Origin of the sequence: Facklamia sp. P12955, from assembly GCF_050409565.1 — a bacterium.
Taxonomy (GTDB): Bacteria; Bacillota; Bacilli; order Lactobacillales; family Aerococcaceae; genus Facklamia.
Genome location: NZ_JBNUPF010000036.1, coordinates 1 through 14,161 on the forward strand (window position 1 = coordinate 1; position 14,161 = coordinate 14,161).

Sequence of the window (14,161 nt, forward strand, 5' to 3'; positions counted from 1 at the left end):
GAAAAGAAAAGGAGACTAAGCAACCGTTAATTGCTTAATCTCCTTGGATAGCATCAACCCTATTGGACATAGAGCCAAAAAAGACCGATTAACCGATCTTTCTTGTTATTATTTTGCTACTTGTTCTACATTTTTTCCTGCGTAGAAACCACAATTACCGCATACACGGTGGCTTAATTTCATTTCGCCACACTCAGGACAAGGATTCATTCCTGGTACGTTTAATTTGAAGTGAGTACGACGCTTTCTTTTTACTGCTTTAGATGTTCTTCTTTTTGGTACTGCCATGTTTTACACCTCCTGGTAGTTGATGACCATTATTTATCTTGGTCTGATAATAACGTTTTTAAGGCTGCAAATCTTGGATCAACTTGATCCTCTTCTGCTTGGTTTTGAAGATTATATTCTTCTTCGGTTACGACTGTCCAGTCTTTGCCTGAAGGAAGATCTGTATCATCCTCTGCAATGACTTGTCTTGGAATATTCAAAAGAATATTATCAACAGCAGACGCTGCGAGGTCAATATAGTCATGTTCAAGAACAATAGTGGTTTCCTCATAGTCTTGAGCATTAAAGTCTAAACTTTTATCAACGTAGCGTTCTCTCACCTTTATTGATAAAGGGACAACTACAGGCTTCAAACTACGAGTTGAAGGCAATGTCACGTCCACATCAAATTGGCAGTGGAGCACAAACTCTTCATCACGCAAAAGGAAGTATCCCTTAGAATGCACTTCATCTATGTGGATTATATCCGACTTGCGTTCACTTATTTGTGATTGGATATCTATTCGCTCATCAAAAGAATAGATGCCGTCACGACAGGCCTCACGTAATTGACGAAGGGTCCATTTCATATATATCACCTCTAAAACGACAAAATAAATTATACTTAAGAAAAGACAGCTTGTCAATCACAATAATCAATTCTAAACCAATATTAGTATAGCTGATTGACGTTCATATTACTAGTTTAGCTTGCTATAAATAAGGCTCATTTAAATAAATGGGATGCTTTGCTATCACTTGTTCTTCAGTTTTTTTATTAGGATTGGCCTGCAAAATACTATCTACTTGCAAGGCCAAGTGATAATTGTCTGCTATTTCTTGCGATAAATTAGAAAAAAGTTTTAGTTTTTCCGAATTAAAGCTGCTTAAAAAGGCTCGTCCCACTTGATTAAAAGCCAAGATACGAAGCACTTTCTGCTTTTTATTTTTTGTTAAATAACTTTGCCACATTGTTTGATCAATATGCAATAAAACCATCATCAATAGACGTTGTACAGCTGACCGTGTCCACCGACTCGAAGTAAGAGCATCCACTAATTCCTCCCAAGACTGAGTTTTGAGATTTTGCTTATAGATAGCCGACTCCATCCCCTCGACCATTCCTTGAATTTTAGCAAGACCTTCTTTCCCCAACGCTAAGATAGCATAGTTGAGTAAGGTATAATAATCTTGCCATTCGATTAAGGAATGCATTTGCAACTTCTGCCAAGTCATTATCGGAAGATTTCGAGCTTTTAGAACACCCTCTTGAACTTCCTTTCTGATTTGACTGCCTGAAAGGATAGATATTGGTTGTAGCTCATGTGGTAGCTCAATCCACTGTTCTAGCTCTTGAGTTTCTTTAAGACGAGGGATAACAATTGGTTGAATTTTAGAACCTTTTAGTGCTTTTAAGTACAGAATGCCTAGCATTTGATTGCTAGCAGATGGATCGAAACTTAAACTGTATTCATGCTGTTTCAATTGTTGAGCGACAGCCGTTTGATAAGCGGCTGGGTAGGCCTTTCCTTCTTTAAGTAAAAGACGGATATTTTTTTGCAAGTCCGCATCAATTAACTCAATAAAATTTAAATAGGCTTGAAGATCTGCTAATTCAGCCGATTCACTTCCAAAAGCTAAATAATCAACCTCCAAGTCTTTCATGATGTCAACGGAGCTTCCGGCAAAAAAATCCGCTGCCTGCAGACTAGCATTCAATGGAAGTTCGAGGACTAGGTCTGCTCCATTTTTTAAGGCAAGCTCTGCCCTATGCCATTTATCCAGAATAGGAAACTCCCCTCTTTGCACAACATTCCCACTCATTAAAACGATAATGCATTCAGCTTGAGTTAAGGTCCTTGCCTTTTTGAGTTGATAGAGATGGCCATAATGAAAAGGATTGTATTCTGCAATAATGCCTAAGGTTCTCAACATTTATTCCCCCTTTTGACATACAAAAAACCAACGATCAGTCTTTTGATCTTGAGATTCGTCATACTGACGTTCACCAAAATTGACCAAAACTTGAATTTGTTGTGGTTGCAAGCCTACTTCTAGTAGAAAATTTTTATAAGTAGCTAAGGGATAGGTTTTTTCTTCTAGGTCGACTTGATAACGTCTATAAAAATCTTGATCAGCTTCAGACTCAACGCGATCAAAGACAGTTAACTGGTGAATTACACTTAAATCATTAGCTTTAGTGAAAGATGTCCACAATAGAGCTCCCTTTTCATCTTCATCCTGATAAGAAAATTGATCAAATCCTTGACTCAATTGATAAGGGGTCCATACATCAAACAATAATCGACCACTATCTTTTAGACAATTAACCATTGAAAAAAGAGCCTGTTTAAGCTCTTCTTCATTCTTTAGAAAACATAAAGAATCTGCATAGCAAGTCACTAAATCATACTTTCCCTCTTCTGCTTCTAGATTGAGCATATCACCTTGTTGAAAGATGAGGTTTTCATATTCATTTCCTGCTTGTTTTTTAGCTTGGTCAATCATTGCTTCATTTAAATCCATACCCTTAACTTGCTGATAATTCTTAGCTAATAAACGGCTAAAATAACCTGTCCCACATGCCATATCCAAAACATTTTCAACAGCTTCTCCTGCATGAGCTAAAGTAAAATCTAGCCACTGATCATAGGCGCTCAAATCATTAAAACGGTCATAAACCAAAGCGACATCGGTAAAACTCATTAAGGATTCACCCATGCAGAAATGTCCACTAATGGCGCATCTCGCCAGATTTTTTCTAAATTATAATGGCTACGCTCTTCATAATGAAAGACATGAACAACTATTTCATAAATATCAATTAAAATCCAGCGTCCGCCATCTTTTCCTTCAGAACCCTTGATATTTATATTCGCTTGATGACATTTTTCAATGATTTCGTCCACAATCGCATTAAGTTGACGTTCATTCTTGGCGTGCATGATTACAAAATATTCTGCCAAGGGTGTCATTTGACTTACATCTAAAGCCATAATATCTTGGCCCATCCGATCGTCCGCCGCTTTTACAATTACTTCTAATTTTTCTTTACTTGATAATGTCATAATTCCTCCTAAATAGCTTTATTTGCTTTATAATTTTTAATCCAACTATTATAGACTTCAATTTGTAAGGGGAAAAGATATTCTTGCCTTTTCATCAAGTGCTTTACTGTCATACGCATCTTCAAAAAACAGGCCTTATCTAAATCAATTTGACTTAGTTTTCTAACCTTATTGACTCCTTTAAAATTACGTCCTTCTTCTGTATAGTCTGCGATATAAAGTATTTTTGCAAGTTTTGACATTTGGTGCCAGCCCGTAGTATGAGCAGCTACCGCTTGAATAATTTCATCATCTTGACATGCTAGATCCGTTTTCAATATTTGTGCAGCAGCAAAACCATGCCAGATTCCTTCTGTTGCGTCTTCAAGCCGCTCGTCTGACCAAAATGCTTGAGCTAAATTTAACATTGCCTCGGATTCAATTTCTTTGGCATAGTCATGCATTAAAGCAACGATTGATGCTTTTTCGATATCTTCTTCATAAAGCTTCGCTAACTCAAGCGCTTTTTTTTCAACCCCCATTACATGATCAAACCGTCTTTTTGATAAACGCTTTTCTAATTGATTAATCAACTCTTGACGGCTCATATTAATAAAGTCTTGTTGGTAAATAAGTTCTTCTGTCATAAAAACTCCTTCTTTCATCAATCCAAACGTCGATATAGGTCGTGGCGGTTAATGTAGTCTATCACCGCATCAGGAACTTGATAACGAATGGATTGTTCCAAGTAGACTCTTAGACGAATTTCCGTTGAAGAAAGCTCTACCAAAGGACTGTCTACCCAGATGATTGGATATTGCCCCCCATAAATTTCTTCACCTGGACGTCGCACACCCACAAATTGAACCATTGAAGCCAATTCACTAATGTCACGCCAAGTCTCTAGTTCATTAGCTGAGTCACTCCCAATGATAAAGTAAAAGTCGCACTCAGGGTAAGCTTTCACGAAATGCCTCATAGTATCAATGGTATAATTTTTCCCACCACGATTAACTTCGTAGGCTTGGAGTTTAAACAAAGGATTACCTTCGATCGCTCTTTGAACCATTTGCAGCCGGTGTTGAGAAGCAATGGTCTGCTTCCCCGGCGCATGAGGTGGCTTTGCGGTTGGCATAAACCAAACTTCATCTAAATCTAATTGTTTTCCTACTTGTTCAGCCATCATTAAATGACCTAAATGAGGCGGATTAAAAGTCCCTCCTAAAATACCGATGCGTTGGCGATCACGGTCGGTTGTTAAATCCGCTATTTGTCCTAAGGTGATCGAGGCATATTCTCGCTCAAGCCTCAAAATAGTTTGTTCACTGACGATCGTCCGCATGGAGGTCTCCTTTCTGTTGCTATTGAATAGTGGCTATTTCTTCACTTATTCTTTGATATTTTTCTTTGTGAGAAGGGCGATATAGAACAGCTGTATGTCCAACGGTTTGAACAATTACTGCATTAATTGCTTGAGCAATTTGTTCAGCCGCTTGATCAATTTCTTCATCAGAATTTTGCAGAATATTAAATTTAATTAATTCTCTTTTTTCAATGGCATCATCCACTTGTTGAATAAAGACTTCTGTAATTCCTAATTTTCCGATTTGAAAAATTGCTTTTTCTTTTTGCGCTTTTTTTCTAAGAAACTTAATTTGTTTTTTATTTAATACGGTCATATTGACTCCTTTTCTAACTAGATCTGTTTAACCTAAATCATACTTTCTCTTTGTGTAACTTGGACAGCTTTTGGAGCCCATAGTCTTACTTGAACAGGTTCATTAACTGTTAACCATCCTAGTCCAGCAATCGCTAAATCTTGATTGGGTTTTAATTGATAATCCCTTCCTTGTAGTTCAGGAAAATTAACTGCTTGATTGAGATATGGAGGACTTAAGAGTTGTCCTTTGTGCTCAAGGTAAAAGTCATCTGCCTTATCCGTTTTAGTCCGGTGAATATATGTCTCATTGGAGACATAAAAAGTAAAGGCTGCCCTTTCTCCTGCTATAAAATCAACTCTACCTGCTCCAGCTAAAAAGAGTGTTTGACCAGCATTTAACTGAAAAGTTCTAGGCTTAATTGCTTTATTGGGTAATAGTTTTTTCATTCCCTGACGATCTAAGTAATGAGCCAGTTGGTTTTCCTTGATAATTCCCGGAGTATCAATGATACCCGTTGTTTCTGTTAATGGTATACGAATCGTATCGAGTGTGGTGCCCGGATGATCAGAGGTTGTGATTATTTCTTTGTCTCCACCATAATGTCTCAGTAGTTGGTTAATTAAGGTAGATTTTCCAACATTAGTAACTCCCACTATGTAAACATTACGTTGTCTTACCTCGCGGTCAATCCGATCAATTAGAGCTTGTAAGCTAGCTGGCTTATTGGCTGACAGCAAAAACACTTCGTCTGGTTTTAAACTATTTTCAAAGAAACGCTGTTTCAACCAATGAACGATTCGATTTTGTTTGACTGATTTTGGTAATAAGTCTACTTTATTAGCGACTAAAACAAAGGGTTGCTTGCCAATAAAACGATTTAAGCCAGATAACATACTTCCTTCAACATCAAATATATCAATAACATTCACTACAAAAGCATCGTCTTCTGAAATGGAAGAAAGGCGATCCAGAAATATATCGTCTGAAATTTGCACATCCTGCAGCTCATTATAATGACGCAGTCTGAAACAGCGCTGACAATAAAAATCGCCTTCTATTTTTTTCTTCTCCAAGATAGAAGCCAATAAATACCCCATCTTATTAGGATCTTCACTTTGAATTTCAGCCCCACATCCAATGCATTGATAGTTTTCTTGTAAATTAGTTTGGTCTTTCAAGTTGGTCCCCCCAGTCTCCATGTCGGTCAATCCCAATCCATTTCAGTGCCATTTTTTCTAAAGTGCGATTGACCAGGGTGTAAATATTATCATTATTGACAATAGGTTTAACTAAAAGTACTTTCAAACCTAAACTCTTAGCTCCTATTACATCGGTCATTATCTGGTCACCGACCACTAAGACATGCTCCGGCTTAACTTGCATTCTTTTCATTGCTAAGCGAAAACTACGTCTGAGCGGTTTTAAGGCGTGACCGAGATAAGGTAATTTTAAAGGATCCGCAACCCTATGTACTCGTTCGGGATGATTGTTGGATAAAACAAATAATTTTATACCTGCATCTTGCATACTCTTTGCCCATATTGCTAATTCTTGGGTATGATCTAGGCAATTCCATGCCAAGAGTGTATTATCAAGATCTACTATTAGGCCTTTAATTTGCTGGTTGATTAGATCAGATGGCTTAAGACGATAAACTGAATTAAGACACCAAGTGGGTTGAATCAATTTTCTCATGATTCCTCCTATACTTTTTTATTATCTTCATTAACTTATTTCTTTTTTTACTTAAAGTCATTATAGCACATTCTTGTATTCTTATACTCATGATTCACTGGCTCTAATATTTATAATTATCTTGCTTAGGATTTTAACTGATGAAAAGATTATATGTTTATGATAAATAAAAAGAGGTCTAGGATTTCGATTATCCTCAGACCTCTTTTTGTTTGTATTAACCCAACAGATCAAATATTTCAATGGCTACTAGATCAATGTTGTCAAAGCGGAAAACAGTTCCCGTTTCTGATTCTGTCATTTCAAAAGCATCATCATTTGGTAAATAAGTCACTTGGCATTTTTCAATCCCATCCAATTCAAATCGACGAATTTCAACTTCATCTTTTGCCTTAGTCATTGTTTCTAGTCGTTGAATAATTCCAGTAAGTACAGATGCTTTCATGATTTCCTCCATTCTTCACTAAGAAGATAATTTATTTTATACAAGGTATACTAACAAACTGAGATAAAATTGCAAGAAATAAATTTTAAGTTGCTTCCCAACTTAGAGTGAGGAGGACTATTAAGCTTGATCCCACCAAAGCTTAATCAAAGCTTGAGTACCATCATTTTCATGACCTTCTTTTGCTAATTCTTGGTATAAATCATAGGCAAGTTTTGTACCTGGTAAATTTAAATTGGCTTTTTCAGCTTCTTCTAAAGCAATACCTAAATCCTTGATATAGTGCTTAACAAAAAATCCAGGTGAATAGTCTGATTTTAAAATACGAGGCCCATAATTGGCCAATGACCAGTTATTAGCAGCTCCACCAGTCAAGGTTGCAATAACTTTTTCTAAGTCTAACCCATTTGCTTTAGCATACCTTAATGTTTCGACCATGCCGGTCATTGTCCCAGCAATCATAATCTGATTACTTGCCTTAGCATGTTGGCCAGAACCTGCAGAACCATGGAGTTGAATACTTGCACTAAATGTTTCAAGAATAGGACGAACTTGATCTAAAGTTGCTGCATCTCCTCCAACCATAGCTGTTAGGCGTCCTGCTTTTGCTCCTAAATCTCCACCAGAAACAGGTGCATCTAAAACAGTAACACCCAAAGCTTGTCCTTTTTTAGTGAGTTCCTGAGCCAAACTTGGTCTAGAGGTGGTTAAATCAATAAAAACCTGACCTGAGTGAGCACCCTTAAACAAGCCCTTTTCACCTAGGTATACCGCTTCAACATCTTCAGGATAGCCAACTATTGTTAAGACTAAGTCACATGCCTGAGCAACTTCTTCAGGTGAAGCTTGCCAAATAGCCCCTTCTTCAACCAATTGATTGGCTTTAGACCTCGTTCGATTATAAACATAAAGCGGATAACCAGCTCTTAATATGTGTCTAGCCATTGATTGTCCCATAACACCTAGTCCGATAAAACCTACTTTGAGTGTTTGATCCACTATATTTTTCCTCCTATTACAATTTCACGAATAACATTTTTTACTTTACTAAAGACACGATCAAAAAGGCCAGTTTCTTCTTCAATATATCGCTCACATACTTGCTTGTAAAAGGTTAAAACTTGATCCGTAAACTTTTCTACTGATATTTCATATAAGTTATCTGTATCAATTGGATCAACTTGTTTTGAGTCTTTTTTCTCCAAAAAGTCTCTAATTGCTTGATTAAGTGTGTAATTTTCATCAAATAAGGCGCCAAAAGCCTCTTCTTGCATCACAGTCTTGAGGTAATCATTACTCTTAGCAATGATTGGACAGCGGTTAACAATTGCTTCTAGATAAGTCAACCCTTGCGATTCCGACTCTGAGGCATTTACATATAAATCAGCCATTTGGTAATAACGCCAAACTTCATCATGATCGACAAATCCGACAAAGCGCACATCTAAATCATGTTTACGACTAAATTGTTCTAGACTATCTCTTTCTGGTCCATCCCCAGCAATCACTAATTTTAGATTTGGATCCTTTTGCTTCAATTCACAATAAGAATATAAGACTTCAATTATATTTTTTTCTTTAGATAAACGTGATAAAGATAATAATACACGGTCTTTACTATTAAAACCTAAAGTCTTCCGCAAAGTTTTAGCTTCTTCTGGTTTAAAGTTTGGAATGTTTACTCCAGTAGCTATTATCTGTATAGGAACATGAACACCATAAGATTCTAAAGTATCTTTAGTTAATTGACTGGGCGCAATGACTGCATTTGATTGGTTACAATACTGACGTGAAATTACTCTTACATGATTGGCTTGAACTAAGAGCCCATCTAAAATATAGTGGGTATAATTTTCATACATTGTATGATAAGTATGTATATTAGGAATCTTCAAACGGCTAGCAACATACTTACCAGCTAAACCCATACTAAACTCGGTGTGCGTATGAATAAGGTCTAAGTTCATGGAACGCGCTATTTTCAAACAGCGATCGAATCCCCGATATGCAATTCTTCGATCAGAAAAACTTAAAAAGGGAACACTTGAAATCCTAACAACATCTGGCTCTGCTTCTGCATTCGGATCAGTAGTAGTGAAGATAACTACCTCATGTCCTCTAGCTCGCAATTCTTTTGTTAATAATTTGATTGAAGTTGATACACCACTTAATTGAGGAAAGTAGGTATCCGTAAACATGCCTATCTTCATAATGCTTCCTTCCTAGAGCTTATTTCTATTCTCATCTATTATAGTAAATATTTTACTACCTTAACAACAGTGTTTTTTGTAAAAAAAAGACACTAGAAACGATTTGTTCCACAAACATATGGCTATGCTTAAATGGCGACAAACTTTTCCTAGGGTCTTAACTATTTATGAAATACACTTTAGGCTAAATATTGATTAACAAGCTCTTCTACTGCTTCAGATGAATTACATTCCTTGATCACGCGATCAGCTAATTCTTGCATCTTTTTACTATCTAATCGTGAAATTAACTGACGTGTTCTTAAGATTGACGAAGCAGACATTGAAAACTCATCTAATCCCATACCTAGTAGAATAGGTACCGCCATTTGGTCACCAGCCATTTCACCGCACATACCAACCCATTTACCTTCTTGGTGAGCTGCGTCAATTACAAATTTGACTAATCTCAAAATAGAAGGATTATAGGGTTGATAAAGATAAGAAACTCGCTCATTCATTCGATCAGCAGCCATTGAATATTGGATTAAATCATTTGTACCAATTGAGAAGAAGTCTACTTCCTTTGCAAATTGGTCCGCTAAAACAGCAGCAGCTGGAATTTCAATCATTATTCCAACTTCGATAGAATCTGAATATTCAACCTGCGCTTGTTGAAGTTCTTTTTTAACCTCTTCTAATAAAGATTTAGCCTGGCGAAACTCTGAAATTGTAGCAATCATGGGAAACATGATTTTCAAATCACCATGAACCGATGCTCTCAGTAATGCTTTCAATTGTGTTTTGAACATCTCTGGCTTATCTATAGAAATACGAATAGCACGGTAACCTAAAAATGGGTTCATTTCTTGTGGCAACTTCATATATGGCAAATGCTTATCGCCACCTATATCCATGGTTCGAACGACCACCCCTTTACCATCAACAGCTTCAAGCACTTGACGATAAGCGCGATATTGATCATCTTCACTAGGAAAATCAGAAGCATTCATGTAAAGGAATTCTGTTCGATACAAGCCTACTCCATCTGCTCCATTATCAATAGCTCCCTCAACATCCTTAGGGGTTCCAATATTGGCAGCAATTTCTACTGTTTTACCATCACTAGTTATGGATGGCGATGCTACCAATTTTTTTAATTCTTCTTGGTCTTGTTTAAATTGGTCGCCTTTATGCTGATACTCTTTTAGTTCTTCCTCGTTTGCTTGCAGGATAATTTGACCTTCTAAGGCATCTACGATTAAGTTTTCTCCCTGTTTAACCGCTTGAGAAACACCTTCAATCCCAACAACGGCAGGTATCTCTAACGACCTTGCCATGATAGCAGAGTGAGATGTTCTTCCGCCAATCTCTGTGACGAAGGCTTTCACATATTTTTTATTCAATTGCGCAGTGTCGCTTGGCGTTAAGTCTCTAGCCACCACAATTACTTCATGGTCAATAGTAGCTGGAGTCGGTAATTCCACTCCTAATAAAGCAGCTAAAAGTCGTTGTTTCACGTCACGGATATCTGCTGCACGTTCTTGCATGTAAGGATTGTCTTCCATCGCTTCAAATGTAGCAATAAACATATCTGCAACTTGTTCAAGACTAGCCTCTGCATTCATCTTATCTTCTTCAATCAAAGTTTTTACTTGGGCTAGGAATTCTGGATCTGATAAAACTAAAAGATGTGCATCAAAAACTTTTGCCTCTTCTTCACCTAATTGGTCAGCAGCTAATTGGCGAATATTTTCAAGTTCCACTTTTGCTTGGTCAACAGCGACAGACAAACGCATAAGTTCCTGTTCACTATCTTCAATTGACTTTTTGTCAAAACTTAAGTCGGGATCCACTAATAAATAAACAGGTGCAATTGCAATCCCATCACTAGCCGCAATACCGGTTAGTTTATTAGTCATTATTCAGATAAGCCCTCTTTCTTCATGGTCTCTGTTACCGTTTCAATAGCTTCTTTTTCGTCAGAACCTTCAGCTGTAATTGTAACGTCAGCTCCTTGTCCTACGCCAAGAGACATCACTCCCATAATTGATTTCAAATTTACTGATTTACCTTTATATTCTAAGTTAATATCTGATGAAAACTTACTAGCTGCTTGCACTAATAAAGTTGCAGGTCTTGCGTGAATCCCAGTCTCAGCAACTACGTGAAATTCTTTCTTTTCCATATGTTCATCTCCTTAAAGACATTATTTCTAATATTAAGCTATGCGCTGAATAGCTATTCATTCTAGGCAAATAAAAACCCAGGCAAACGCTATCATTATTATACACAAAACCAAAATTAAAAGCTAAGATTATTTACTTATTAAATACCAGTAACCCTTAATAAGAGATTTACATCAACTGTTTAAGTTTAACATCAGGGTGTTTGTCTTTAAACCAATTTTCAGCAAACTGATTTTCAAAAAGGAAAACAGCTTGGCCGAAACGATCTTTTGCCAGAAGGTTTCGTGAGGAAGACATCTTAGGGTCTAAGTCCTCATCATCAATCCAACGTGCAATTTTTGACCCCATTGGTGTCATTTCAACTTCTGCATTATATTCGTTTAATAAACGATATTGAAAAACTTCAAACTGCAGTTGTCCGACCGCTCCTAGTATATACTCTTCTGTATGATAGGTCTTATATAATTGAATGGCTCCTTCTTGCACAAGTTGTTCAATTCCTTTATGGAAAGATTTTTGCTTCATTACATTCTTTGGCGCTACTTTCATAAAAATCTCCGGCGTAAATTGTGGTAGATCTTCAAATTGGACGGCTTGGTTACCTGCATAGATGGTATCACCTATTTGAAAATTCCCCGTATCATATAAGCCAATAATATCGCCTGCAAAAGCATCTTGGACTTCTGCTCGACTGTCGGCCATGAACTGGGTAGTATGTGCCATTCGAATGGTTTTGCCGGTTCGGTTTAAAGTAACTGTCATTCCCTTTTCAAAACGGCCAGAAACAATCCTTACAAAGGCAATGCGGTCACGGTGTGCTGGGTTCATATTAGCTTGGATTTTAAAAACAAAGCCTGTAAAACGCTCATCTGTTGGCTGGATATATTCTTCGTCAACTGTTAAAGCCGGCGCCGGCTGATGAGACAAATCGACAAAGGCATCCAAGAAAGTTTGTACGCCAAAACCCGTTAAAGCGGACCCAAAAAAGACAGGCGTTAATTTTCCTCGTGAAATAGCCTGGCGATCAAAACTATTACCCGCTTCATGTAAAAGTTGTGCATCATCAATTGCTTGACTATAAATAGATGATGATTTAAAAGCGTGGTCTCCTTGGGCATGTCCTTCTTCATCCAGTGCTATAAAATAATCTTCATCATCTGATTGACGAATTTCCACGCGCTGATTGTATAAATCATATAGACCTAGTAATGTTTTACCCATACCCATTGGCCAATTCATTGGATAGGCATTAATTCCTAAGACTTCTTCTAATTCCGCTACTAAATCCATTGGCTCGCGTCCATCGCGGTCTAGTTTATTCATAAATGTAAAGATAGGAATTCCACGCTTTGAGACGACCTCAAATAATTTCTTAGTTTGAGGCTCAATTCCCTTACCAGAATCGACCACCATAACAGCAGCATCGACTGCCATTAAAGTACGGTAGGTATCTTCCGAAAAATCTTCGTGACCTGGAGTATCAAGAATATTAACTTGATAGCCATCATAATCCACTTGCATGACAGAAGACGTGACTGATATGCCTCTTTGCTTTTCAATTTCCATCCAATCTGATTTAGCGAATTTATTTGATTTTTTTCCCTTAGCTTTTACCGTTCCCGCTTCACGTATAGCTCCAGAAAATAATAAAAGTTGCTCGGTGATAGTTGTTTTTCCAGCATCGGGATGGGAAATGATTGCAAAAGTTCGACGACGCTCCACTTCTTTTGTTATATTTTTAACCATTATTTCTCCTCATTTCTGTTGATAACTTAAAGACAAGAAAAGCTGGGTTTACCCCCAGCCCTTTTTTATCATTTAGTTAACCATGAGCTTTCTTAAAATCAACCAATTTTTTGTCATTTGTCTTTTCTGCCGTTTCTTCATTCTTTATAACATCTTGAATTAAACGTTGTAATTCCTCTTTTTCTTTATCTGACAATTGTTTTTCTGCCGAAAGATTCTTTCGATGACTGTTTGGTTGTAAGTCATCTTGCTCATAATCTTCAATCTGATTCCTAAAACGATCCACTTGCTTGCTAGGAAAAACCTCATCAAAATTAGTTGATGAAACAAATTTTTCATAGTCTGAAATCATATCTAGCATTTGTGATTGCATCATTTTTAATTGATCTTTTAAATCTGTTCCTGTATTGGCTAGTTCCTTACTATAATATGCAAAGTTTTCTTTGTATTGGGCCACTTGCTCATTAGTACGATTTATTAGCTTTTCTGCTTCTGCTTCTGAATCGGCAATAATTTCATTTCCTGTCTTTCGTGCGTCCACTAAACCATCTTTTAGAGCGGCTTCAATCGACTGGAAATAAACCACTTTCTCTTCTAGAGCTTGTACTTTCTGGTTTAAATTAGCAACGTCTCTTTCTAAAGATTTAATTTTTTCATCTTTATATTCAACTAATTGGTTAACTTGTTTGCGATTATAGCCAAATAGATTAACAGACACTTCGCTGATACGGTCCATTTAGTCACCTCATAACTTTCTTTTCCATCAACTAATTTTAACAAAAAATACTTGTTTTGAATAGGTCCTATTGCGATATCCCATATTTAATGACTTTTTAAACAGATAAATTATCATAACAAGTGCAACGTTCAATAAACGCAGAGTTCATTAGCTATATTAATAGGTAAATAACCAAACAAAACA

17 protein-coding genes are annotated in these 14,161 nt (G+C 36.9%); all 17 read right to left on the reverse strand.

The features are described from left to right. Window positions 1-108: 108 nt before the first annotated feature. On the reverse strand, window positions 109-288 hold the full coding sequence (rpmF, locus tag ACQV2G_RS08500) for a 50S ribosomal protein L32 (RefSeq protein WP_428874498.1): 180 nt from the start codon (window positions 286-288) through the stop codon (window positions 109-111). A gap of 29 nt (window positions 289-317) precedes the next feature. Beyond that, window positions 318-857, reverse strand: a complete 540-nt coding sequence (locus ACQV2G_RS08505) for a YceD family protein (protein WP_428874497.1) — start codon at window positions 855-857, stop codon at window positions 318-320. Window positions 858-981: 124 nt separating this feature from the next. After that, window positions 982-2,202: a nucleotidyltransferase family protein gene (locus ACQV2G_RS08510; RefSeq protein ID WP_428874496.1), complete on the reverse strand. Its 1,221-nt coding sequence runs from the start codon at window positions 2,200-2,202 to the stop codon at window positions 982-984. Next, window positions 2,203-2,988 (reverse strand): class I SAM-dependent methyltransferase, encoded by a 786-nt coding sequence (locus tag ACQV2G_RS08515; RefSeq protein WP_428874495.1) that lies wholly within the window; start codon window positions 2,986-2,988, stop codon window positions 2,203-2,205. It lies immediately after the preceding gene. Beyond that, window positions 2,973-3,335, reverse strand: coding sequence for a ribosome silencing factor (gene rsfS / locus ACQV2G_RS08520; protein WP_428874831.1), 363 nt, complete (start codon window positions 3,333-3,335; stop codon window positions 2,973-2,975). Before rsfS ends, ACQV2G_RS08515 begins: the two co-directional genes overlap by 16 nt. A gap of 8 nt (window positions 3,336-3,343) precedes the next feature. After that, complete coding sequence (gene yqeK / locus ACQV2G_RS08525; protein WP_428874493.1) at window positions 3,344-3,961, reverse strand: bis(5'-nucleosyl)-tetraphosphatase (symmetrical) YqeK; 618 nt, start codon at window positions 3,959-3,961, stop codon at window positions 3,344-3,346. 17 nt (window positions 3,962-3,978) lie between these two features. Next, the gene (locus tag ACQV2G_RS08530) at window positions 3,979-4,656 is read right to left on the reverse strand and encodes a nicotinate-nucleotide adenylyltransferase (protein ID WP_428874491.1); all 678 of its coding nucleotides are present in this window, start codon (window positions 4,654-4,656) and stop codon (window positions 3,979-3,981) included. Between the two features lie 19 nt (window positions 4,657-4,675). Beyond that, complete coding sequence (yhbY, locus tag ACQV2G_RS08535) at window positions 4,676-4,993, reverse strand: ribosome assembly RNA-binding protein YhbY (protein ID WP_428874833.1); 318 nt, start codon at window positions 4,991-4,993, stop codon at window positions 4,676-4,678. A gap of 32 nt (window positions 4,994-5,025) precedes the next feature. Continuing rightward, window positions 5,026-6,174: a ribosome biogenesis GTPase YqeH gene (gene yqeH, locus ACQV2G_RS08540; RefSeq protein WP_428874834.1), complete on the reverse strand. Its 1,149-nt coding sequence runs from the start codon at window positions 6,172-6,174 to the stop codon at window positions 5,026-5,028. Then, a complete protein-coding gene (locus ACQV2G_RS08545; RefSeq protein ID WP_428874488.1) occupies window positions 6,137-6,670 on the reverse strand; it encodes a YqeG family HAD IIIA-type phosphatase in 534 nt (177 codons plus the stop codon). Before ACQV2G_RS08545 ends, yqeH begins: the two co-directional genes overlap by 38 nt. A gap of 217 nt (window positions 6,671-6,887) precedes the next feature. After that, the gene (locus ACQV2G_RS08550; RefSeq protein WP_428874487.1) at window positions 6,888-7,115 is read right to left on the reverse strand and encodes a YkuJ family protein; all 228 of its coding nucleotides are present in this window, start codon (window positions 7,113-7,115) and stop codon (window positions 6,888-6,890) included. 120 nt (window positions 7,116-7,235) lie between these two features. Further along, the gene (locus tag ACQV2G_RS08555) at window positions 7,236-8,114 is read right to left on the reverse strand and encodes an NAD(P)-dependent oxidoreductase (protein ID WP_428874486.1); all 879 of its coding nucleotides are present in this window, start codon (window positions 8,112-8,114) and stop codon (window positions 7,236-7,238) included. Next, the gene (locus tag ACQV2G_RS08560) at window positions 8,114-9,325 is read right to left on the reverse strand and encodes a glycosyltransferase family 4 protein (RefSeq protein ID WP_428874485.1); all 1,212 of its coding nucleotides are present in this window, start codon (window positions 9,323-9,325) and stop codon (window positions 8,114-8,116) included. The genes ACQV2G_RS08555 and ACQV2G_RS08560 overlap by 1 nt, the downstream gene beginning before the upstream one ends. Before the next feature lie 179 nt (window positions 9,326-9,504). Then, window positions 9,505-11,226 (reverse strand): phosphoenolpyruvate--protein phosphotransferase, encoded by a 1,722-nt coding sequence (gene ptsP / locus ACQV2G_RS08565; RefSeq protein WP_428876604.1) that lies wholly within the window; start codon window positions 11,224-11,226, stop codon window positions 9,505-9,507. Further along, complete coding sequence (locus ACQV2G_RS08570) at window positions 11,226-11,492, reverse strand: phosphocarrier protein HPr (RefSeq protein ID WP_428874483.1); 267 nt, start codon at window positions 11,490-11,492, stop codon at window positions 11,226-11,228. The genes ptsP and ACQV2G_RS08570 overlap by 1 nt, the downstream gene beginning before the upstream one ends. 169 nt (window positions 11,493-11,661) lie before the next feature. After that, window positions 11,662-13,239 (reverse strand): peptide chain release factor 3, encoded by a 1,578-nt coding sequence (locus ACQV2G_RS08575; protein WP_428874481.1) that lies wholly within the window; start codon window positions 13,237-13,239, stop codon window positions 11,662-11,664. Window positions 13,240-13,315: 76 nt separating this feature from the next. Continuing rightward, the gene (locus ACQV2G_RS08580; protein ID WP_428874480.1) at window positions 13,316-13,975 is read right to left on the reverse strand and encodes a DivIVA domain-containing protein; all 660 of its coding nucleotides are present in this window, start codon (window positions 13,973-13,975) and stop codon (window positions 13,316-13,318) included. Window positions 13,976-14,161: the final 186 nt, after the last annotated feature.

What these genes read in the sequence shown, in the direction of transcription:
- rpmF (WP_428874498.1), bottom strand. Translation starts at nt 288, where the DNA reads ATGGCAGTACCAAAAAGAAGAACATCTAAAGCAGTAAAAAGAAAGCGT.
- ACQV2G_RS08505 (WP_428874497.1), bottom strand. Translation starts at nt 857, where the DNA reads ATGAAATGGACCCTTCGTCAATTACGTGAGGCCTGTCGTGACGGCATC.
- ACQV2G_RS08510 (WP_428874496.1), bottom strand. Translation starts at nt 2,202, where the DNA reads ATGTTGAGAACCTTAGGCATTATTGCAGAATACAATCCTTTTCATTAT.
- ACQV2G_RS08515 (WP_428874495.1), bottom strand. Translation starts at nt 2,988, where the DNA reads ATGGGTGAATCCTTAATGAGTTTTACCGATGTCGCTTTGGTTTATGAC.
- rsfS (WP_428874831.1), bottom strand. Translation starts at nt 3,335, where the DNA reads ATGACATTATCAAGTAAAGAAAAATTAGAAGTAATTGTAAAAGCGGCG.
- yqeK (WP_428874493.1), bottom strand. Translation starts at nt 3,961, where the DNA reads ATGACAGAAGAACTTATTTACCAACAAGACTTTATTAATATGAGCCGT.
- ACQV2G_RS08530 (WP_428874491.1), bottom strand. Translation starts at nt 4,656, where the DNA reads ATGCGGACGATCGTCAGTGAACAAACTATTTTGAGGCTTGAGCGAGAA.
- yhbY (WP_428874833.1), bottom strand. Translation starts at nt 4,993, where the DNA reads ATGACCGTATTAAATAAAAAACAAATTAAGTTTCTTAGAAAAAAAGCG.
- yqeH (WP_428874834.1), bottom strand. Translation starts at nt 6,174, where the DNA reads ATGGAGACTGGGGGGACCAACTTGAAAGACCAAACTAATTTACAAGAA.
- ACQV2G_RS08545 (WP_428874488.1), bottom strand. Translation starts at nt 6,670, where the DNA reads ATGAGAAAATTGATTCAACCCACTTGGTGTCTTAATTCAGTTTATCGT.
- ACQV2G_RS08550 (WP_428874487.1), bottom strand. Translation starts at nt 7,115, where the DNA reads ATGAAAGCATCTGTACTTACTGGAATTATTCAACGACTAGAAACAATG.
- ACQV2G_RS08560 (WP_428874485.1), bottom strand. Translation starts at nt 9,325, where the DNA reads ATGAAGATAGGCATGTTTACGGATACCTACTTTCCTCAATTAAGTGGT.
- ptsP (WP_428876604.1), bottom strand. Translation starts at nt 11,226, where the DNA reads ATGACTAATAAACTAACCGGTATTGCGGCTAGTGATGGGATTGCAATT.
- ACQV2G_RS08570 (WP_428874483.1), bottom strand. Translation starts at nt 11,492, where the DNA reads ATGGAAAAGAAAGAATTTCACGTAGTTGCTGAGACTGGGATTCACGCA.
- ACQV2G_RS08575 (WP_428874481.1), bottom strand. Translation starts at nt 13,239, where the DNA reads ATGGTTAAAAATATAACAAAAGAAGTGGAGCGTCGTCGAACTTTTGCA.
- ACQV2G_RS08580 (WP_428874480.1), bottom strand. Translation starts at nt 13,975, where the DNA reads ATGGACCGTATCAGCGAAGTGTCTGTTAATCTATTTGGCTATAATCGC.